At 68.7% G+C, this 19,535-nt stretch carries 18 protein-coding genes; 4 read left to right on the forward strand and 14 right to left on the reverse strand.

Annotation, left to right across the window (positions count from 1 at the left end):
* Positions 1 to 387, forward strand: a complete 387-nt coding sequence (locus tag ABW16_RS05140) for a VOC family protein (protein WP_047318035.1) — start codon at positions 1 to 3, stop codon at positions 385 to 387.
* Positions 388 to 456: 69 nt separating this feature from the next.
* Complete coding sequence (locus tag ABW16_RS05145) at positions 457 to 1,941, forward strand: flavin-containing monooxygenase (protein ID WP_047318036.1); 1,485 nt, start codon at positions 457 to 459, stop codon at positions 1,939 to 1,941.
* A 75-nt stretch (positions 1,942 to 2,016) separates the two neighbouring features.
* On the opposite strand, the gene metK is transcribed toward ABW16_RS05145, so the two are convergent.
* The 7 genes from metK to mihF all read right to left on the reverse strand — a co-directional run bounded on the left by metK (position 2,017) and on the right by mihF (position 8,079).
* Entirely contained in the window at positions 2,017 to 3,228 is a 1,212-nt protein-coding gene (gene metK, locus ABW16_RS05150) for a methionine adenosyltransferase (protein ID WP_047318037.1), read from the reverse strand.
* 198 nt (positions 3,229 to 3,426) lie between these two features.
* Complete coding sequence (locus ABW16_RS05155) at positions 3,427 to 4,041, reverse strand: TetR/AcrR family transcriptional regulator (RefSeq protein WP_047318038.1); 615 nt, start codon at positions 4,039 to 4,041, stop codon at positions 3,427 to 3,429.
* Positions 4,038 to 5,396: a hydroxysqualene dehydroxylase HpnE gene (hpnE, locus tag ABW16_RS05160; RefSeq protein ID WP_047318039.1), complete on the reverse strand. Its 1,359-nt coding sequence runs from the start codon at positions 5,394 to 5,396 to the stop codon at positions 4,038 to 4,040. The genes ABW16_RS05155 and hpnE overlap by 4 nt, the downstream gene beginning before the upstream one ends.
* A gap of 91 nt (positions 5,397 to 5,487) precedes the next feature.
* Positions 5,488 to 6,741, reverse strand: coding sequence for a bifunctional phosphopantothenoylcysteine decarboxylase/phosphopantothenate--cysteine ligase CoaBC (gene coaBC, locus ABW16_RS05165; protein WP_047318040.1), 1,254 nt, complete (start codon positions 6,739 to 6,741; stop codon positions 5,488 to 5,490).
* A 22-nt stretch (positions 6,742 to 6,763) separates the two neighbouring features.
* Positions 6,764 to 7,084 (reverse strand): DNA-directed RNA polymerase subunit omega, encoded by a 321-nt coding sequence (rpoZ, locus tag ABW16_RS05170; protein ID WP_047318041.1) that lies wholly within the window; start codon positions 7,082 to 7,084, stop codon positions 6,764 to 6,766.
* 67 nt (positions 7,085 to 7,151) lie between these two features.
* A complete protein-coding gene (gene gmk, locus ABW16_RS05175) occupies positions 7,152 to 7,754 on the reverse strand; it encodes a guanylate kinase (RefSeq protein ID WP_047318042.1) in 603 nt (200 codons plus the stop codon).
* A gap of 7 nt (positions 7,755 to 7,761) precedes the next feature.
* Positions 7,762 to 8,079: an integration host factor, actinobacterial type gene (gene mihF / locus ABW16_RS05180; protein ID WP_003932123.1), complete on the reverse strand. Its 318-nt coding sequence runs from the start codon at positions 8,077 to 8,079 to the stop codon at positions 7,762 to 7,764.
* Positions 8,080 to 8,857: 778 nt separating this feature from the next.
* Between mihF and ABW16_RS05185 the strand changes: the two genes are divergently transcribed.
* Complete coding sequence (locus ABW16_RS05185) at positions 8,858 to 9,292, forward strand: hypothetical protein (protein WP_131721470.1); 435 nt, start codon at positions 8,858 to 8,860, stop codon at positions 9,290 to 9,292.
* Positions 9,293 to 9,377: 85 nt separating this feature from the next.
* Here ABW16_RS05185 and pyrF read toward each other — a convergent pair whose 3' ends face one another.
* The 7 genes from pyrF to pyrR form a co-directional block, all read right to left on the reverse strand.
* Positions 9,378 to 10,208 carry an orotidine-5'-phosphate decarboxylase gene (gene pyrF / locus ABW16_RS05190; protein ID WP_047318146.1) on the reverse strand — a complete coding sequence of 277 codons (831 nt, stop codon included), beginning with the start codon at positions 10,206 to 10,208 and terminating at the stop codon, positions 9,378 to 9,380.
* 2 nt (positions 10,209 to 10,210) lie between these two features.
* Positions 10,211 to 13,555, reverse strand: coding sequence for a carbamoyl-phosphate synthase large subunit (gene carB / locus ABW16_RS05195; RefSeq protein ID WP_047318043.1), 3,345 nt, complete (start codon positions 13,553 to 13,555; stop codon positions 10,211 to 10,213).
* Positions 13,556 to 13,646: 91 nt separating this feature from the next.
* Positions 13,647 to 14,768 (reverse strand): glutamine-hydrolyzing carbamoyl-phosphate synthase small subunit, encoded by a 1,122-nt coding sequence (gene carA / locus ABW16_RS05200; protein ID WP_047318044.1) that lies wholly within the window; start codon positions 14,766 to 14,768, stop codon positions 13,647 to 13,649.
* Positions 14,765 to 15,283, reverse strand: a complete 519-nt coding sequence (locus ABW16_RS05205; protein WP_047318045.1) for a PH-like domain-containing protein — start codon at positions 15,281 to 15,283, stop codon at positions 14,765 to 14,767. Before ABW16_RS05205 ends, carA begins: the two co-directional genes overlap by 4 nt.
* Entirely contained in the window at positions 15,280 to 16,572 is a 1,293-nt protein-coding gene (locus tag ABW16_RS05210; RefSeq protein ID WP_047318046.1) for a dihydroorotase, read from the reverse strand. The genes ABW16_RS05205 and ABW16_RS05210 overlap by 4 nt, the downstream gene beginning before the upstream one ends.
* The gene (locus ABW16_RS05215) at positions 16,569 to 17,558 is read right to left on the reverse strand and encodes an aspartate carbamoyltransferase catalytic subunit (RefSeq protein WP_047318047.1); all 990 of its coding nucleotides are present in this window, start codon (positions 17,556 to 17,558) and stop codon (positions 16,569 to 16,571) included. The genes ABW16_RS05210 and ABW16_RS05215 overlap by 4 nt, the downstream gene beginning before the upstream one ends.
* Positions 17,555 to 18,127 carry a bifunctional pyr operon transcriptional regulator/uracil phosphoribosyltransferase PyrR gene (gene pyrR / locus ABW16_RS05220; protein ID WP_047318048.1) on the reverse strand — a complete coding sequence of 191 codons (573 nt, stop codon included), beginning with the start codon at positions 18,125 to 18,127 and terminating at the stop codon, positions 17,555 to 17,557. The genes ABW16_RS05215 and pyrR overlap by 4 nt, the downstream gene beginning before the upstream one ends.
* 186 nt (positions 18,128 to 18,313) lie before the next feature.
* Between pyrR and ABW16_RS05225 the strand changes: the two genes are divergently transcribed.
* Positions 18,314 to 19,516, forward strand: a complete 1,203-nt coding sequence (locus ABW16_RS05225) for a serine hydrolase domain-containing protein (protein WP_047318049.1) — start codon at positions 18,314 to 18,316, stop codon at positions 19,514 to 19,516.
* The last annotated feature ends 19 nt before the right edge of the window (positions 19,517 to 19,535 follow it).

Consider the following 19,535-nt stretch of genomic DNA (forward strand, 5'->3'; position numbering starts at 1 on the left):
ATGCGGCTGAACCAGATCACCGTCGGCAGCACCGACCTGGACCGCACCGAGCGGTTCTACCTGCTGCTGGGTCTGCGGCTGATCGTCAAGACGGACGACTACCTACGGTTCGAATGCCCGTCCGGGGACAGCACCTTTTCGGTGGAGCGCGTCAGCGACGTCGCGGCCGGTGAGCAGGTGCTGATCTACTTCGAAGCCGACGACCTGGATGAGCAATACCAGCGGTTGCGCGGTTCGGTTGAGTTCACCCAGCCACCGACCGACATGCCGTGGCTGTGGCGAGAGGCCCGGCTGAATGATCCCGACGGGCATCGGCTGTGCCTGTTTCATGCCGGCGAGGCCCGCCGGAATCCGCCGTGGCGGCTGGGGCCGCAGGATTTGCCGTAACACGACCCCGATCCCCCGGCGTGCGCGCTACCGTCGACCTCGATCGATACCAGCGACGAGGAGCAGAGCGTGACCGAGCAACCCGACCACGAGATTTTGATCGTCGGAGCCGGCTTCTCCGGAATCGGGGCGGCGATCAACCTCGACCGTGCCGGGATGTCGGACTTCTCGATCATCGAAGCCGGCGACGGGGTGGGCGGCACCTGGCATTGGAACACCTATCCCGGTATCGCAGTGGATATTCCGTCGTTCTCCTACCAGTTCTCGTTCGAGCAGAGCCCGGACTGGTCGCGCACGTATGCACCCGGCCGGGAACTGAAGGCCTACGCCGAGCACTGCGTCGACAAGTACGACCTGCGCTCGCGAATCCGGTTCGGCACCAAGGTGCTTTCGGCGGAGTTCGACGAGGAACGCGGCTGGTGGCGGGTGCAGACCGATCCGGGCGGCCCTGTGACCGCGCGGTATCTGATCAATGCCAGCGGCGTGCTGACCACGCCGAACCTGCCCGACATCGCCGGCGTCGATACGTTCGCCGGAGTGACGATCCACACCGCGCGCTGGGACCACTCGCAGGACCTGACCGGCAAACGAGTGGCGGTGATCGGCACCGGAGCCTCTGCGGTGCAGGTGATCCCGGAGATCGCGCCGATTGTCTCCTCGCTCACCGTTTTTCAGCGGACGCCGATCTGGTGTTTCCCGAAGTTCGATGTGCCGCTGGCCGCTCCGATGCGCTGGGCGATGCGGCTTCCCGGCGGCAAAGCACTGCAGCGGCTGGCCAGCCAGGCCTTCGTCGAGGCGACCTTCCCGATCGCGGCGCAGTACTTCACGGTGTTTCCGCTGGCCAAGCGGATGGAGTCGGCCGGTCGGGCGTATCTGCGCAGGGAGGTGCACGATCCCGTCGTGCGTAAGCAGCTCACACCGCGCTACGCGGTCGGCTGCAAGCGCCCGGGTTTCCACAACGCCTACCTGTCGACGTTCAACCGCGACAACGTGCAGCTGGTGGTCGATCCGATCGAACGGATCACCCCCACCGGCGTGGTCACCGCCGACGGCACGGCTCACGAGGCCGACGTGCTGATCCTGGCCACCGGGTTCAAGGTGATGGACAGCGACAACATTCCGACGTTCGCCGTCACCGGGGCCGGCGGTCAGACCCTGAGCCAGTTCTGGGACGAGCACCGACTTCAGGCCTACGAGGGCGTCAGCATTCCCGGATTCCCGAACATGTTCAGCGTGTTCGGCCCCTACGGCTACGTCGGGTCGTCGTACTTCGCGCTGGTCGAAGCACAGACCCACCACATCGTGCGATGCCTGAAGCGCGCCCGCGGCCGCGGCGCGACCCGTATCGAGATCTCCGAGGCCGCCAACGCCCGCTACTTCGACGAGATGATGAGCAAACGGCACCGGCAGGTGTTCTGGCAGGACAGCTGCAAGTCGGCCAACAGCTATTACTTCGACAAGAACGGTGATGTTCCGCTGCGGCCCACCACCACCGTGGAGGCCTACTGGCGCAGCCGGCGCTTCGATCTCGACGACTACCGGTTCACCGCCTGAGTTTTACTGCGCGGGCAGACGCAAAAGCCCCCAAATCCGGCCGGAAATGGGGGCCTATGCGTCTGCTCGGCGAAATTAGATGGCGCGCTTGAGGTCGTCGACCTTGTCCAGCTGCTCCCACGGCAGGTCGATGTCGGTACGGCCGAAGTGACCGTAAGCCGCCGTCGGCGCGTAGATCGGGCGCAGCAGGTCCAGGTCGCGCACGATCGCGCCCGGACGCAGGTCGAAGACCTCGGGCACGATCTTCTCGATCTTGACCGGGTCGACGGTGGCGGTGCCGAAGGTCTCGATGAACAGACCGACCGGCGCGGCCTTGCCGATGGCGTAGGCCACCTGAACCTCGACGCGCTGCGCCAGGCCGGCGGCGACGATGTTCTTGGCCACCCAGCGCATCGCGTACGCGGCCGAGCGGTCGACCTTTGACGGGTCCTTGCCGGAGAAGGCGCCGCCGCCGTGGCGGGCCCAGCCGCCATAGGTGTCGACGATGATCTTGCGGCCGGTCAGGCCGGCGTCACCCATCGGCCCGCCGACGACGAACTTGCCGGTCGGGTTGATCAGCACACGGGTCGACGAGGAGTCCAGGGTCTCGTGGCCGAGCTCGGCGAGCACGGTGGAGATCACGTGCTCCCGGAGATCGGGGTCCAGGGTCTTGACCAGGTCAATCCCGTCGGCGTGCTGGGTGGAGATCACCACGGTGTCCAGCCGGGTCGGGACGTCGTCCTCGTACTCGATGGTGACCTGGGTCTTGCCGTCCGGACGCAGGTAGGGCAGCGTGCCGTTCTTGCGGACCTCGGTCAGCCGCCGCGACAGCCGGTGCGCCAGTGCGATCGGCAGCGGCATCAGCTCCGGGGTGTCGGCGATCGCGTAGCCGAACATCAGGCCCTGGTCGCCGGCGCCCTGGGAGTCCAGCGGGTCGGCCGCGCCCTCGACGCGGGCTTCGTGGGCGGTGTCGACGCCCTGGGCGATATCGGGCGACTGCGCGCCGATCCCGATGTTGACCCCGCAGGTCACACCGTCGAAGCCCTTGTCCGACGAGTCGTAGCCGATCTCCAGGATGCGCTCGCGCACGGTGTTGGTGATGTTGGCGAACGCCTCGCGGGCGCTGGTCGTCACCTCACCGACCACGTGCACCTGGCCGGTGGTGACCAGGGTTTCCACCGCAACCCGTGAGCGGGGGTCATCGGCGAGCAGTGCGTCGAGCACCGAGTCGCTGATGGCGTCACAAATCTTGTCGGGGTGGCCCTCCGTCACCGACTCACTGGTGAACAGCCGTCCCTTTTCGCTCACAATGTCGCCTTCCGGGTAATCGATCCAAAAGTTAGCTCGGGCTAATATAGCCGTGCGGTCCTCGGGAGAGCCTGGCAGCCCGCTGCCCATCCGCCCGTGCCGCGGGGCGGTTGCTGGTTGCGCTGCCCCCGCGTCCAGTTCTCGACAACGTCCCCCACGACGAGAATCCCGAACGACTCGGCCCTGCGAGCGCCTACTCTACCGTCCTGTCGCCGACGTCGCCGTCTCGACCCGGACCGCCCAGCCGACCAGTGACCGCAGATAACTCAGTACCAATTCGTCCGGGTGTGCCCGCGGGTCGGTGAGATGGAGCAGCGCCAGTTCTTCCAATGCGGACAACAACAGCCGCATCGTCACACCGTCGGCGTCGATCGGGTGGCCCGCTAACCGGGACAGCCGCCCGGCGGCAATGGTCCGTGCATAGCGACGACCCGCTTCCGTGCGGGCCCCCAACTGCGGCGGGGCGCCGGCCGGCGGGCTGAGGATGATGCGCCAACTGGTGGGCGCCGCATGAAGATAGGCCAGGATGCCGCGGCCGAGCGCATCCGGGTCGTCTCCGAGCGGACCGTCCACGCTGCGCATTCCGGCAAACGCGATCGCCGATTCGCGGTCGAGCAGCGCCGTCATCAGTCCGGCCAGATCGCCGAAGTTCTGATACACCACGGTCCGGGTCACCTGCGCCGCGCGGGCCACCCGTTCGATGGTCACCGCGGCGAAACCTTCGGCGGCGACGATGTCGCGGGCGTGGTCGAGCAGCTGCATCCGCCGGGCTTGTGCCGACATCCGCCGCTTCGGTTCCGGGCGCGCGCTCATGGGGATTCCGGCAGTTCGAGCAGCAACTCCACGGCGCGGGCCGCACTCTGCGCGGCGCTCTCCATGGTCGCCGACCAATCGGTGCGGGTCCAGTCGCCGGCGAGCACCAGGCTGGGCACCGAGGTGCGCTGATCCGGGCGCAGCCCATCGGTGCCCACCACCTGCGAGAAGGTGGCTTTGGGCATTTTGACCACCTGTGCAGCAACGACATTCGCCTCGGCCGCGGCCGGATAGTAGCGGCGTAGCATCTCCATCTGCTCGGCCACGATCTGCTCGTTGGACCGGTGAATCTGCTCGTAGGCGCCGCTGGTGGTCAGGCAGTACAGCCAGGCGCCGTCTGGATCGCGGCGCTGCATCCGCTGCCGGTCGAACACCTCGTCGATGACGCCGGTGCCGCCGATCACCGACTCCATCGCCGCCTCGGTGCCCAGCGGCCGGTCCAGGTAGAGGTTGGTGCTCACGATCGGTGTGTAATGCAATTTTTCTGCAGCCGCGTAAATTTCGGCATGCTCGGGCAGATCGTCGAGCAAGCCGGCGATATTCGAGTTCGGCACCGCGCACACCACCGCATCCGCCGCCACTTCGGTGCCGTCCGCCAACTGCACGGCGCGAACGGCGTTGTCCTCCACAACGATTCGCCGGGCCACTGCGCGGTAGCGCACGTCGACGCCGAGCCGGTCGAAAACATTGAGCGCGCCGGAGATATAGAGCGTGTCGAGATCGGTGGTGGGATAACCGATCGTCACCGCACTGCGGTGGCGCAGCCCGAGTCGGATGCCGGTCGCCAGAACATCGGCGAAGACTTTGGCCGAACCGCGGTCCACCGGCTCGGCGGCGATTCCGAGCGCGAGCCAGTCCCACACCGCCTCGCGGGCCCGGGCGGGCATCCCGACGCGTCGGAGCCACTGGTCGGTGCTGAGATCGGGCAAGTCGGCGGGTTGAAACAGCGCCTCGCCCGCCAGGCGCACCGTCGCAGCAGCGGTCCGCAGCCGGTCAAGCAGGCTCGCGTCGGGGTGCGGCCCGAACAGCGTTCGCACCGCGCCCAGTCCGCGAGTCACCAGGGTGGTGGTGGCCCCGCCGGGCCAGCGCAGCGTTCCGCCGGTCGGAAACTCGACCATCGACCGGGTCCCGACGCTGGTCAGGTACCGGAACAGGTGGTCGTATCCGCTGGCGATCACGTGCTGGCCGTTGTCGGCGAGGTCTGCGATCCCCGGCACCTGCATCGCCTGGGTGCGCCCGCCGAGCCGGCCGCGCCGCTCCAGCAGCGTCACTTTCTTGCCCGCCTCGGCCAACCAGACCGCCGCGGCCAGCCCGGCCAGGCCACCGCCGACCACCACGTAGCGTCGATCGTCCATGCCCGGCCCCTCTCGACTAACTTACGGCTCGAAAGTTAGCTCAGGAGGGACGCGGGGTCAACGGTCCGACAGCCCTGCGGTGGTGGGCGCGTCAGTCGCGGCTGCCGCCGAGGAACGCCACGACCGCGTCCACAATGCGGCTGGCCATCAACGTCTTGGAGCCCGACTCCAGGGCGGACTCCGTTCCGTCCGCAGCCAGCAGCCACCCGTCGTTGTGGTCGACCTCGAATGCCCGGCCGTCCCCGACCGCGTTGACCACCAACAGGTCACATCCCTTGCGGCGCAGCTTTGCCCGGGCGTGGAACAGCACGTCGCCGTTCTCGTCGCCGGTCTCCGCCGCGAAGCCGACAATGGCCCGCATATTGGGCAGCTGCCCGTCGGCGCGGGCACGTACCGCGCCGGCCAGCACGTCATCGTTGCGGACCAGTTCTATGGTCGGCTCCCCCGCACTGTCGGGGCCCTTCTTGATCTTGGCCTGCGCCACCCGCACCGGACGGAAGTCGGCAACGGCAGCAGCCATCACCAGCACGTGCGCCTCGGGGGCGTGCTTGGACACCGCGTCATGGAGCTGCTGGGCGGAGCTGACGTGCACCACGTGGACCCCGGCCGGATCGATCAGGCCCGCGGTGTGCGCGGCGATCAGGGTGACCTCGGCGCCGCGCTGGGCGGCCACCCGGGCCACCGCGTAGCCCTGCTTGCCCGAACTGCGGTTGCCGATGAAGCGGACGGGGTCGATCGGCTCGCGAGTGCCCCCCGCGGTCACCAGCACCTTCTGCCCGGCCAGGTCGTAGGGCAACGCATCGGCCCGCTCCAGCAGCAGCGACGCGAAGGTGTTGATCTCCTCGGCCTCGGGCAGCCGGCCGGGGCCGGTGTCGGTGCCGGTCAGTCGGCCCGATGCGGGCTCCAGGACGACCGCGCCGCGTTCCCGCAGCGTCGTCACATTGGCGACGGTGGCCGGATGCTGCCACATCTCGGTGTGCATGGCCGGGGCGAACAGCACCGGACAGCGGGCGGTGAGCAGGGTGGCGGTCAGCAGGTCGTCGGCACGGCCGGCAACCGCACGGGCCAAGAGGTCGGCGGTGGCCGGGGCTACTACCACCAAGTCAGCCTGCTGACCGATGGCCACATGGGGTACGCCGGGGACGTCGTCGAAGACCCCGGTGTGCACCGGCTGGCCGGACAGCGCCTCGAAGGTGGCTGCCCCGACGAACCGCAGGGCGCCCTCCGTCGGGACGACGCGAACCGAGTGGCCGGCCTCGGCCAGCTGGCGGACCACGGTGCACGCCTTGTATGCGGCGATGCCTCCGGAGACACCGACGACGACCCGTTTCTGGCCCACCGGCATGACCCGTCCTGCCCGGCTCCGGCTACTCGCCTTCGGTGTATTCGAGCAGGTCGGCGTGGATCTCACGCAGCGCGATCGACAGCGGCTTCTCCTGCAGGCCGGGCTCGACCAGCGGTCCGACGTATTCGAGGATGCCCTCGCCGAGCTGGTTGTAGTAGTCGTTGATCTGCCGCGCCCGCTTGGCCGCGTAGATCACCAGCGCGTACTTGCTCGACGCCCGCTGCAACAGCTCGTCGATGGGCGGGTTGGTGATACCGAGGGGCGTGTCGTAACCGCCGATCAACGCCGGGTCGAACTCGTCGGCGTCGGTCACCACGGCCGAGTCGGTCTGCGAGGTACTCACTTAAGACAATCTCCTGAAGCTCTTTGGCTGGGGGCGGGTCGCGCCTGCTGGTTGTCGTCCGGGCAAATCAGACCGCGCCCGATGCGGTATCCACCAGCAAGGATACCAATTCTGAGCAGGCGGTTTCCAATCGACCGTTGACCACGACCGCGTCGAAGTCTCCTTGTGCCGCCAACTCGGTGCGTGCGGTGGCCAACCGGCGTTGCATGACGTCCGCGGATTCGGTGCCGCGGCCGGCCAGTCTGGCCTGCAGCGTCTCCCAATCCGGCGGGGCCAGAAACACCGTGACCGCCTCCGGCAGGGCCTTCTTGATGGCCCGGGCCCCGGCCAGGTCGACCTCGATCAGAACGGGCCGGCCGGAGCGGGTGGCGGCTAGGACGGGGGCCGCCGGAGTACCTGACCGCTGCAGCCCGCCGTGAATGTCGGCCCACTCCAGGAGCTCATTTTGCTCAACCAGCCGGTCAAACTCCGCCGGCGTAACAAATCGGTAGTCGACGCCGTCCACCTCCCCCGGCCTGGGTGCCCGGGTGGTGGCCGACACACTGAAATACAGGTCCGGAACCCGCTCTCGCAGGCACCGGACCACGCTCGACTTACCGACCGCGGATGGACCGGACAGCACCACAACGCGTCCCGCGTGCCCGCTGCCCGGCCCTCCACCGGTATTCACTGCCGGGTCAGGAGAAGTCGAACTTCTCCAGCAGCGCCTTGCGCTGCCGGTCGCCCAGGCCACGCAGCCGGCGCGTGGGGGCGATCTCCAGCTCGGTCATGATCTCCTGCGCCTTGACCTTGCCGACCTTCGGCAACGCCTCCAGCAGCGCAGACACCTTCATCTTGCCAAGGACCTCGTCGGTCTCGGCGTCCTTGAGCACCTGCTTGAGATTGGTGCCGCCACGCTTGAGCCGGTCCTTGAGCTCCGCTCGGGCCCGACGCGCGGCCGCCGCCTTCTCCAACGCGGCGGCGCGCTGCTCGTCGGTCAACTGGGGAAGGGCCACGATTCCTCCGTCTCGTCATCATCGACAACGTCGATGTTTTCCTTGTCCCGGCCAGGTACTTCGGCCAGAGACGACGACCGTACCCACGCCGTCTGACGAAATCTAACCCCACCCCCCCGTTTCCGGCTACAAATGCCCAGCGTATGGGGTCCGGGCGCGCGCCATCCACCCGAGTCAGCCACGATCGGTCTGCCCTCCCGGGGTGAAGCGCGATCCCCGGCGGCGCGACCCGAAAAACCACTCTGAACTAGCCTTTTGCTTCTTCTCGCCGGCCGGATGGGACGCCGCGCCGTGGGCACGGCGGTGGACTTCGGGATGGGACCGGACATTCATGCCATTGACTTCGCACCTCGCGGCGTGTCGGGCGTGTCGAGGGCGGCTTCGGCCACCTACCGGGGATCCATCGCGACGAACGCCGGCTCCGGCTTGATCCATCGGCCACCCGGGGACCACGTCCGGGAGGGGGTTTGGCGACCGAATTCGCATGCCAGCCTCTCGCGGGCCCCCGCCATTCGCTGGCAGCTGAATACCCCGTAAGCCCGCAGCCCGTTATTGCTATGCGAAGGCGTAAGTGGCGCATCAAGACGCCGAAAAACCGGGAACCCGATGGACTAACAGCAACAATTCAGGGAGTTTTTACACTTAAACGGCCGAAGTCGTGGGTTGGCTACCTAACGTTCCGGCCAGGTGGGTGGTCCACCCGGGGGTGTTTATGGGGGGGGGGTATGACTATGAACATTTCCGCTGAATACCGTTTCGGTAGAGAAAGTGGGAATTCATGACAATGACGACAGTTGGCCGTGCTGGCCGGTGGGCTCTTGCAACGGCCGCGGTGTTGACCCTCGGCGCTTTTGGGATTGGCGCAGCCAGCGCCGAACCCAATGACGGAATCACCGGTGGCGCCGGCAACAACGGCGGCGTGAATGTGAATATGGGGCCGTTCGGCGGCGGCATGAATGTCGGCAGAAACGGCGGCTTCAACTTCGGCCCCAACGGAATCGGCGCCGGCGGCGGACAGAACAACAGCGCCAACGTCAACATGGGGCCCTTCGGCGGCGGCATGAATGTCGGCAGAAACGGCGGCTTCAACTTCGGCCCCAACGGAATCGGCGCCGGCGGCGGACAGAACAACAGCGCCAACGTCAACATGGGGCCCTTCGGCGGCGGTTACAGCACGAACGCCGGTGGCGGAGTCAACTTCGGCGGCCGGTAGCTGACAATCCAGGGCCTGCGGCGGCGCCCCCCGAACGGGCGCCCCCGCAGGCCCTGGTGCGTCGAGCCTCGCTGGGTCTCCGGAGCTATCCCGCAGCCAAGTAGGCCACGGCGTCCCGCAGCCGTTCGGCCGCGGCACGCAGCGCGCCAGTCTGCGGGCCGACACGCAGCACCTCACGCGAGACTGCCGGCAGCAAGGCGCCCGGAGCGGCCCCTCCCAGCCCGGCAAGGGCCTCTGGGCGTCCGCCCTGGGCACCAACGCCCGGCACCAGCACCGGACCGCCCAGGGCGCTCAGATCGGGCACCTCGCGCAGCGTGGCGCCCACCACGACCCCGGCTGAGCCCAGTCCCGCCACGCTCTCGGCCCGATTCGCTGCCGCGGCCGCGTCGACGACCGCCTGAGCCACCGTGCGGCCGTCCTCGCCCCGGGCTCGCTGCACGCTCGCCCCCTCCGGGTTGGAGGTGGCCGCCAGCACGAAGACACCCCGCCCATGGGCCGCCGCGGTCTCCAGCAGCGGCTGCAGTGACCCGAAACCCAGGTAGGGCGAGGCCGTCACCGCATCGGCGGCCAGCGGCGACTCGCCCGCCCAGGCGGTTGCGTAGGCGGCCATGGTCGAGCCGATGTCACCGCGCTTGGCGTCGGCCAGCACCAGCACACCGGCCTCGCGCAGCGCCGCGATGGTGCGCTCCAGCACGACGAACCCGGCCGACCCGTACGCCTCGAAGAACGCCACCTGCGGCTTGACAACCGCGAACCCGGCGAACGCCGTCACGCAGGTCTCGCTGAACGCCGCCAGCCCGTCCGGCGTGGCGGGCAGGCCCCACGAGGCCAGCAATTCGGGGTGCGGGTCGATGCCCAGGCACAGCGGCCCGCGGGCCGCCGTCGCCTCGGCCAGCCGTGCACCGAACCCCGGTATCACTAGTGCCCGCCGAGGGTGCTGTGCAGCTCCTGCAGGGAACGCACCCCGATATCGCCCCGGATGCCGGCCTCGATGCCCTGCACCGCCGCGGCCGCACCTTGAACCGTGGTGATGCACGGGATGTTCACACCGACCGCGGCAGAGCGGATCTCATAGCCGTCCACCCGCGGGCCGGAGTTGCCGTACGGGGTGTTGATCACCAGATCCACCTCACCGGCCCGGATCGCGTCCACCGCGGACAGGACCGGCCGGTCGGGGCTGGGCTCCTCGAAGTTCTTGCGCACCACATCGCACGGAATCCCGTTGCGGCGCAGCATCTCCGCGGTGCCCTCGGTGGCCAGAACCCGGAAGCCCAAGTCGGCGAGCCGTTTGACCGGAAACACCAGGGAACGCTTGTCGTGGTTGGCCACCGACACGAAAACCGTGCCCTGGGCGGGCAGCGACCCATAGGCGGCGGTCTGGCTCTTGGCGAACGCGGTGCCGAAGTCGCGGTCGATGCCCATCACCTCACCGGTGGACTTCATCTCCGGGCCGAGCAACGAGTCGATGCCGGAGCCGTCCGCGCGACGGAACCGGTGGAACGGCAGCACGGCCTCCTTGACCGCGATGGGGGCGTTCGGGCCGACGGTGGCGCCGTCCCCGGTGGCCGCCAACAGGCCCTCAGACCGCAGTTCGGCGATGGTGGCGCCCAGCATGACGCGCGCGCAGGCTTTGGCCAGCGGTACCGCGGTGGCCTTGGACACGAACGGGACGGTGCGGCTGGCCCGCGGATTGGCCTCCAGGACGTAGAGCACGTCGTCCTTGAGGGCGAACTGCACATTGAGCAGCCCCACCACCCCGACACCGTGAGCGATCGCCTCGGTGGCACGGCGCACCTTTTCGATGTCGCTGCGCCCCAGCGTCACCGGCGGCAGCGCGCACGCCGAGTCACCGGAGTGGATGCCGGCTTCCTCGATGTGCTCCATGATGCCGCCGATGTAGACCTCGGTGCCGTCGCACAGCGCGTCGACGTCGATCTCAATGGCGTCTTCCAGGAACCGGTCGACCAGCACCGGGTGCTCCGGTGACAGCTGGGTGGCCCGGGTGATGTAGCCCTGCAGGGTCTCTTCGTCGTAGACGATCTCCATGCCCCGCCCGCCCAGCACGTACGACGGGCGCACCAGGACCGGGTAACCGATGTCGGCGGCGATCCGCTTGGCCTGCTCGAACGTCGTCGCGGTGCCGTAGCGCGGCGCCGGCAGCCCGGCGGTGGTCAGCACGTCGCCGAACGCACCGCGGTCCTCGGCCAGATCGATGGCTTCCGGGCTGGTTCCGACGATCGGCACCCCGGCGTCGGCCAGCCGCTGGGCCAGCCGCAACGGGGTCTGCCCGCCCAGCTGCACGATCACGCCGACCACCCCGGGGCCGCCCTGCCCGGACTGCTGTTCGGCGTAGTACACCTCGAGCACGTCCTCGAACGTCAACGGTTCGAAGTAGAGCCGGTCGGCGGTGTCGTAGTCGGTGGACACCGTCTCCGGGTTGCAGTTGACCATCACCGTCTCGAACCCGGCCTGGCTCAAGGTGATCGCGGCATGCACGCAGCTGTAGTCGAACTCGATGCCCTGACCGATCCGGTTGGGCCCCGAACCCAGGATGAGCACCTTGGGTTTGGTGTCCTGCGCGGCCACCTCGGTCTCGGCGGCGGGGTCGAGCTCGAAAGTGCTGTAGTGGTACGGCGTCTTGGACTCGAACTCCGCGGCACAGGTGTCGACGGTCTTGAACACCGGGTGGATGCCCAGCCGGTTCCGCAACAGCCGCACCCCGTCCTCGCCGGCCAGTTCCGGGCGCAGTACAGCGATCTGATGATCCGACAGGCCGCTGTATTTGCAGCGCCGAAGCAGGTCCGCGTCGAGCACCGGGGTGTCGACGACCTCAGTGCGCAGCGCCACCAGGCCGTTGATCTGCTCGACGAACCACGGGTCCACCCCGGAGGCCTCGGCAACCTGTTCCACGGTGGCGCCCAGCCGCAGTGCCAGCTCGATGTCGTAGAGCCGGCCCTCGGTGGGCGTGCGCAGCCGCTCCAGGGCGGCGGCGGGCGAGTCTTCCTCGGGGTCGGGTTTGGTCCAGAACCCGGCGCGATCGGTCTCCAGCGAGCGCATCACCTTGCCGAGCGACTCGATGAAGTTGCGGCCCAACGACATCGCTTCGCCCACCGATTTCATGGTGGTGGTCAGCCGCGGGTCGGCGCCGGGGAACTTCTCGAACGCGAAGCGCGGTGCCTTGACCACGACGTAGTCCAGCGCCGGCTCGAAACAGGCCGGGGTCTCTTTGGTGATGTCGTTGATGATCTCGTCGAGGGTGTAGCCGATCGCGAGCTTGGCGGCGATCTTGGCGATCGGGAAGCCGGTGGCCTTCGAGGCCAGCGCACTCGATCGCGACACCCGCGGGTTCATCTCGATCACGATCAGCCGGCCGTCTTGGGGGTTGACCGCGAACTGGATGTTGCAGCCGCCGGTGTCCACGCCGACCTCGCGCAGGATCGCGATCCCCAGGTCACGCATCCGCTGGTATTCCCGGTCGGTCAGCGTCATGGCCGGTGCGACGGTCACCGAGTCACCGGTGTGCACGCCCATCGGGTCGACGTTCTCGATCGAGCAGACCACCACGACGTTGTCGTTGCCGTCGCGCATCAGCTCGAGTTCGAATTCCTTCCACCCGTAGATGGATTCCTCGATCAGGACATTGGCCGTCGGCGAGGCGGCCAGTCCGTCGCCGGCCATCCGCTCGACCTCGTCGAGGCTGGCCGCCAGACCGGAGCCCAGGCCGCCCATGGTGAAGGAGGGCCGAACGACGACCGGTAACCCGAGCTCGGCGACGGTCTCGGTGACCTCGGCCATGGTGTAGCAGACCCGGGAACGGGCCGACTCGCCGCCGACTTTGGCGACGATGTCCTTGAACTGCTGGCGGTCCTCGCCGCGCTGGATGGCCTCGAAGTCGGCGCCGATCAGCTCGACGCCGTAGCGCTCCAGCACCCCGTGCTCATGCAGGGCCACCGCGGTGTTGAGCGCGGTCTGCCCGCCCAGGGTGGCCAGCAGGGCGTCGACCTTGTTGTCCCGCTCGGCTTGCTGGGCGAGCACCTTTTCGACGAACTCCCAGGTGATGGGCTCGACGTAGGTGTTGTCGGCGTACTCGGGGTCGGTCATGATGGTCGCGGGGTTGGAGTTGACCAGGCTCACCTGCAGGCCCTCGGCCTTGAGCACCCGGCAGGCCTGGGTTCCGGAGTAGTCGAACTCACAGGCCTGGCCGATCACGATCGGCCCGGAGCCGATCACCAGAACATGGCGCAGGTCGGTACGGCGCGGCACTAGCTCTCTCCTCGTGTTGCGCGAGCGTGCGCAGATGTGCGCTCGCCCGCGGCGTGTCGTGTGCAAACACGCACACTCGCGGCAATGTTGTTCACTGCCCGGTCTCCATCAGGTCGACGAACTGGTCGAACAGGTATTCCGCGTCGTGCGGTCCGGCCGCGGCCTCGGGGTGGTACTGCACCGAGAACGCCCGGCCGTTGGCGAGCTTGACGCCCTCGACCACGCCGTCGTTGGCGCAGGTGTGGCTGACCACCGCCGGACCGAAGTCGGTGTCAAAGCGCTGGCCCGCTTCGCCTTCGAGTGCGAATCCGTGATTCTGCGCGGTCACCGCCACCCGGCCGGTGGCGTGGTCGATCACCGGGATGTTGATGCCGCGGTGGCCGAACGTCATCTTGTAGGTGTTCAGCCCCAGCGCACGCCCCAGGATCTGGTTGCCGAAACAGATTCCGAACAGCGGGATTCCGGCGCCGAGCACCTCGCGGGTCAACGCCACCATCGCCGCTGCGGTGGCCGGGTCCCCGGGTCCGTTGGACAGGAACACCCCGTCGGGCTTCAACTCGGCGATCTGCGCGAAATCCACCGACGACGGCAGCACGTGGCTGCGGATTCCGCGGCGGGCGAAGTTGCGTGGCGTGTTGGTCTTGATGCCCAGGTCCAGCGCGGCGATGGTGAACCGGTGGGCCCCCTCAGGTTCCACCACGTATTCCGCATCAGTGCTGACCTGCCCGGCCAGGTCGGCGCCAAGCATCGACGGCTGCTCGCGGACCCGGGTCACCAACTCCTCCGGTGATGCCAGCGCGTCACCGGAGAACACCCCGGCCTTCATCGAGCCGTGATTGCGCAGGTGGCGCACCACGGTGCGGGTGTCAACACCGGCGATACCGACGATGCCCTGACGGACCAGCTCGTCGTCCAGCGTGCCGGTGGCCCGCCAGTTCGACGCCCGCGGCGACGGGTCGCGCACCACATAGCCTGCCACCCAGATCTTTTCGTCGCGGCTCTCCCCGTCCTCGCGGTTCCAGCCGGTGTTGCCGATCTGCGGGGCGGTGGCCACCACGATCTGCCGGTGGTAACTGGGATCGGTCAGGGTCTCCTGGTAGCCGGACATCCCGGTGGAGAACACCGCCTCACCCAGGGTCTGTCCGACGGCCCCGAACGGTGTTCCGGTGAATGTCCGGCCGTCCTCGAGAACCAGCACCGCACGCGCGTTCATCTGTCGTCTTCCTCTTCTTCTAACCAGCGGCTGTGCTCGGCGCGGTCGTCCGCGCGGAAGCCGGTGTCTATCTCGGTGCCCGACGGCAGTCGCCATCGGATGGCCAGCACTCCGTTCTGATTTCGGGTCGGGATGGCGCGCCCGGCGATGCCGCGTTCGGCGCGAACCGCGATCACCGCCTCCTGAGGGATCCAGATCGGCCGGGCGCCGCTGCGCTGCACCATGATTCCCTCGGGGTAGCGGGTCAGCACCGCTTTGGTCCGATAGCCCAGGTCGCCGACCACCACCCGGTCGTTCCACTTCGGGGCCAGCGTGCAACCCAGGTACTGCCCGCGGGTGGCCTCCACGGTGGGCGAACCCACCGTGTCGGGCACGCTCGGCAGCGTCCCGATCAGCGCGTCCTGCAGCTGGCCGCGGCGGCGCCAGCCGCGCATCATCAGCCGGATCACCACGCCGATCAGCACCGCCAGCAGAAAAGCGAAGACCAGCGAGCCGATCAACGTGGGGGTGTTCATGCCGGACTCTTCCCGTCCCGGGCGGTGATCCGACCACGCAGCAGGGTCGCGGTGACGGTCGCCGGCAGCGTCATCTCCTCATAGGGGGTGTTGTCCGAGCGGCTGGCCAGCTGCCCGCCGGTGACCACCCAGGTCGTGTCGGGATCGACCACGGTCAGGTTGGCCGGCTCGCCCACCTCCAGCGGGCGGCCCTGATCGGGCAGACCGACGATCTGCGCCGGCCGCTCGCTCATCACGCGGGCCACGTCGCGCCAGGTCAGCAGGCCGGTCTGCACCATCGTGGCCACCACCACCGACAGCGCGGTCTGCAGGCCGAGCATACCGGGCCGGGCAGCGGCGAACTCGCAGGTCTTCTCGTGTTCGGCGTGCGGGGCGTGGTCGGTGGCCACGCAGTCGATGACACCGTCGGCCAATGCCTGCCGCAGCGCCTGCGCGTCGGACGCCTCCCGCAGCGGCGGGTTGACCCGGTTGCGGCCGTCGTAGTCGGCGAGCCGGCTGTCGTCGAGCATCAGGTGGTGCGGGGTGACCTCGGCGGTCACCGAGATCCCTTGCCCTTTAGCCCATTTGAGGAGTTCGACCGTTCCGGCCGTGGACGCATGGCAGATGTGCAGGCGGGCGCCCGCGTCGCGGGCCAGCAGGACGTCCCGGGCCACGATCGACTCTTCGGCGGCGCGCGGCCAGCCGGCCAAGCCCAGCCGGGCGGCGTTGGGCCCCTCGTGGGCGACCGACCCGACGGTCAGCCGCGGCTCCTCGGCGTGCTGGGCGATCAACACTCCCAGGCCGGTGGCGTACTCCAGCGCGCGACGCATCACCAGGGGGTGGTCCACACAGACACCGTCGTCGGAGAACATCCGAACGCGCGCGGTACCGGCGGCCATCATGCCCATCTCGGTCAGCTGGGTGCCGCCCAGTCCGACGGTGACCGCGCCGACCGGGTGCACGTCGACCAGGCCGATCTGCTGTCCGCGCTGCCAGACATGGTCGGTGACCACCGGGGAGTCGGCGACGGGATCGGTGTTGGCCATCGCGAACACCGCGGTGTAGCCGCCCAGAGCCGCTGCCGCCGAGCCGGTTTCGATGTCCTCGGCGTATTCGCGTCCCGGTTCACGCAGATGGGTGTGCAGGTCGACAAAGCCCGGCAACAACACCTGCCCGGGCGCGTCGACGATCTCGCAGTCGTCCGGGACGGACAGGCCCGCACCGATCTGGGCGATCTGGCCGCCCTGTACCAGGACATCGACCTGGTCGCCTTCGCCGTAACACCGCACTCCGCGAATCAGCACGCTCACAGCGCTGCTTCCTCTCCCGCCGACCCCGAATCCGTCGCCGGCCCCGCGGACTCGCTACCCACCAGCAGATGGAACAGCACCGCCATGCGCACATGTACCCCGTTGGAAACCTGTTGCAGCACCGCGGATTGGGACGAGTCCGCCACCGACGAGGAGATCTCCATGCCGCGCAACATCGGGCCCGGATGCAGCACCACCGCGTGGTCGGCGAGCATCGCCCGGCGCTTCTCGCTCAGCCCGTAGCGCACCGAGTACTCCCGCGTCGACGGGAAGAACCCGCCGGTCATCCGTTCGGCCTGCACCCGCAACATCAGCACCGCATCGGCGGCCGGCAGCTCGGCGTCGAAGTCATGCGAGACCGTCACCGGCCACTCGGCGACCCCGACCGGCAGCAGGGTCGGCGGCGCCACCAGCACCACCTCGGCGCCCAGCGTCGCCAGCAGGCTCACGTTGGAGCGGGCCACCCGGCTGTGCACGATGTCGCCGACGATGACGACGCGGCGGCCCTCGATGCCGCCCAGGCGCTGCCGCAGCGTCAGCGCGTCCAGCAACGCCTGGGTGGGGTGCTCGTGGGTACCGTCACCGGCGTTGATCACCGACGGGCCGGTCGCATCGGTGGCACCGGTCCACTCCGACAGCAGGTGCGCCGCGCCCGACGACGGGTGGCGGATGATCAGCGCGTCGGCACCGGCGGCCCGCAACGTCAGCGCGGTGTCGCGCAGCGACTCGCCCTTGCTGACCGAGGATCCCGACGCGGACACATTGATCACGTCGGCGCTCATCCACTTGCCGGCCACCTCGAACGACACCCGGGTCCGGGTGGAGTTCTCGTAGAACATCGTGATCACGGTGCGCCCGCGCAGAGTGGGCAGCTTTTTGACCTCGCGCCCCACCAGCGCCTGAGCGAAGCGGTCCGCGTCGTCGAGGATCGCGGTGGCCTCATCACGGCTCAAGTCGCCGGCCGCCAGCAGATGCCTGGTGCTCATCGGGTAATCACCACCTGGTCGCGACCGTCATGTTCAGCCAGCAGGACATGCACGCTTTCGCCGCGAGATGTCGGCACGTTCTTGCCGACGTAGTCGGCGCGTATCGGCAGCTCGCGGTGGCCGCGGTCCACCAGGACGGCCAACTGCACGATCCGGGGCCGCCCCACGTCGCGCAGCGCGTCCAGCGCGGCGCGCACCGACCGGCCCGCGAAGAGCACGTCGTCGACCAGGATCACGCACGCGTCGTCGATGCCGCCGGCTGGGATAGAGGTGGGCTCCAGGGGCCGCGGGGGCTGACGCATCAGGTCGTCGCGGTAGAGGGTGATGTCCAGTGCGCCGTGCGCGACGTCCACGCCGCAGAATTCGCTGATCTTGCCGGCCAGCCGCTGGGCCAGGGTGACGCCGCGGGTGGGGATGCCCAGCAGCACGACTCGCGGGGCGTTGGTTCTGTCGGGGTCGTCTAAAGCGGTCTTCTCGATGATCTGATGTGCGATACGAGAAACAGTGCGACCCACATCCGCCGAGGACATCAATTCCCGGTCGGTGCTGGAATTACCGGCAGCGCCCATGCGAAACCGCAGGACCTCCTTCTCCGCCTCGCAGGACGGATCGTTAAAGGATGTCGAACTGCCGCGTAGCCTAGCATCCGCCAGCCGCTGGTCCGGCGCGAGTGTGCGCAGAATCGCGGTCGACCGCGGCGTGTCGACCCCAGACACGCACTCTCGGCACATGAGGCCCGCCGTTAGCCTAAGCGGGTGAACCTCGACCCCAACCAGGCGCCGCTGCGCGAAGCCTGCGATACCGGCCTGCTCGCCGGTGTGGTGACGCTTGTCTGGCAGCGCGGCACGGTGCTGCAGGTCAACGAGATCGGCCATCGCGATGTCGGCGCCGGCCTGCCGATGACCCGCGACACGGTGTTCCGGATCGCCTCCATGACCAAGCCGGTCACCATCGCCGCTGCGATGACCCTGGTCGACCAAGGCCGGCTGCGGCTCACCGACCCGGTCGCGCACTGGCTGCCGGAGTTCGCCGCACCGCGGGTGCTCCTCGACCCAGCCGGATCACTGGAGGCCACCACCGCGGCGCGGCGGGCGCTCACGGTCGACGATCTGATGACGCACCGCTGCGGCATCGGCTACGGCTTTTCCGTGCCCGGTCCGATCGCGCGGGAGTACCAGCGGCTGCCCTTCGGACGCGGCCCCGAGGCCTGGCTGACGGCGCTGGCGGCGCTTCCCCTGGTGGACCAGCCCGGTGAGCGAGTCACCTACGGCCACGGCACCGACGTGCTGGGCGTGCTGCTCTCGCGGATCGAGGGCAAACCGCTGCCGCAGGTGCTCGAGGAGCGGATCCTGGGCCCGCTGGGGATGACCGACACCGGATTCTGTGTCACTCCGCAGGCACGCGGGCGCAGCGCCACCATGTATCGCGTCGACGGAGACACCCTGCGCGACGATGCGATGGGGCCCGTGCCGATCGCGATGCCCGCGTTTCCCAACGCCGGGGGCGGCCTGATGTCCACCGCCGACGACTACCTGGCGTTCGCCCGGATGTTGCTGGCCGACGGCATGTTCGACGGCACCCGGGTGCTCTCCGCCGAGTCGGCCCGAGCAATGCGCACCGATCAGCTCACCGACGACCAGAAGCGGCACCCGTTCCTGGGAGCCCCGTTCTGGATGGGACGCGGGTTCGGGCTCAACCTGTCGGTGGTGACGGACCCGGCGAAGTCCCAGCCGCTGTTCGGGCCGGGCGGTGCGGGCGCGTTCGGCTGGCCGGGAGCCTACGGGACGTGGTGGCAGGCCGATCCGGCCGCAGACCTGATCCTGATCTATCTGGTGCAGAACTCCCCGACGCTGTCCACCGACATGGCCGTCGCGGTTGCCGGCAATACCTCGATCGCCAAACTGCGGGTCGCGCAGCCGAAGTTCGTCCGCCGGACCTACGCGGCCCTGGGCTTGTGAGTCTGGGCCGACGGCAAAC

It is taken from the genome of Mycolicibacter heraklionensis, from assembly GCF_001021505.1.
In the GTDB taxonomy this organism is placed as follows: Bacteria; Actinomycetota; Actinomycetes; order Mycobacteriales; family Mycobacteriaceae; genus Mycobacterium; species Mycobacterium heraklionense.

Coding starts and splice junctions, on each gene's coding strand:
- coaBC (WP_047318040.1), bottom strand. CDS start 6,741: ATGCCGGTGGGCCAGAAACGGGTCGTCGTCGGTGTCTCCGGAGGCATC.
- ABW16_RS05140 (WP_047318035.1), top strand. CDS start 1: ATGCGGCTGAACCAGATCACCGTCGGCAGCACCGACCTGGACCGCACC.
- pyrR (WP_047318048.1), bottom strand. CDS start 18,127: ATGGGCGCTGCCGGTAATTCCAGCACCGACCGGGAATTGATGTCCTCG.
- hpnE (WP_047318039.1), bottom strand. CDS start 5,396: ATGGACGATCGACGCTACGTGGTGGTCGGCGGTGGCCTGGCCGGGCTG.
- ABW16_RS05215 (WP_047318047.1), bottom strand. CDS start 17,558: ATGAGCACCAGGCATCTGCTGGCGGCCGGCGACTTGAGCCGTGATGAG.
- carA (WP_047318044.1), bottom strand. CDS start 14,768: ATGAACGCGCGTGCGGTGCTGGTTCTCGAGGACGGCCGGACATTCACC.
- ABW16_RS05155 (WP_047318038.1), bottom strand. CDS start 4,041: ATGAGCGCGCGCCCGGAACCGAAGCGGCGGATGTCGGCACAAGCCCGG.
- ABW16_RS05185 (WP_131721470.1), top strand. CDS start 8,858: ATGACAATGACGACAGTTGGCCGTGCTGGCCGGTGGGCTCTTGCAACG.
- ABW16_RS05205 (WP_047318045.1), bottom strand. CDS start 15,283: ATGAACACCCCCACGTTGATCGGCTCGCTGGTCTTCGCTTTTCTGCTG.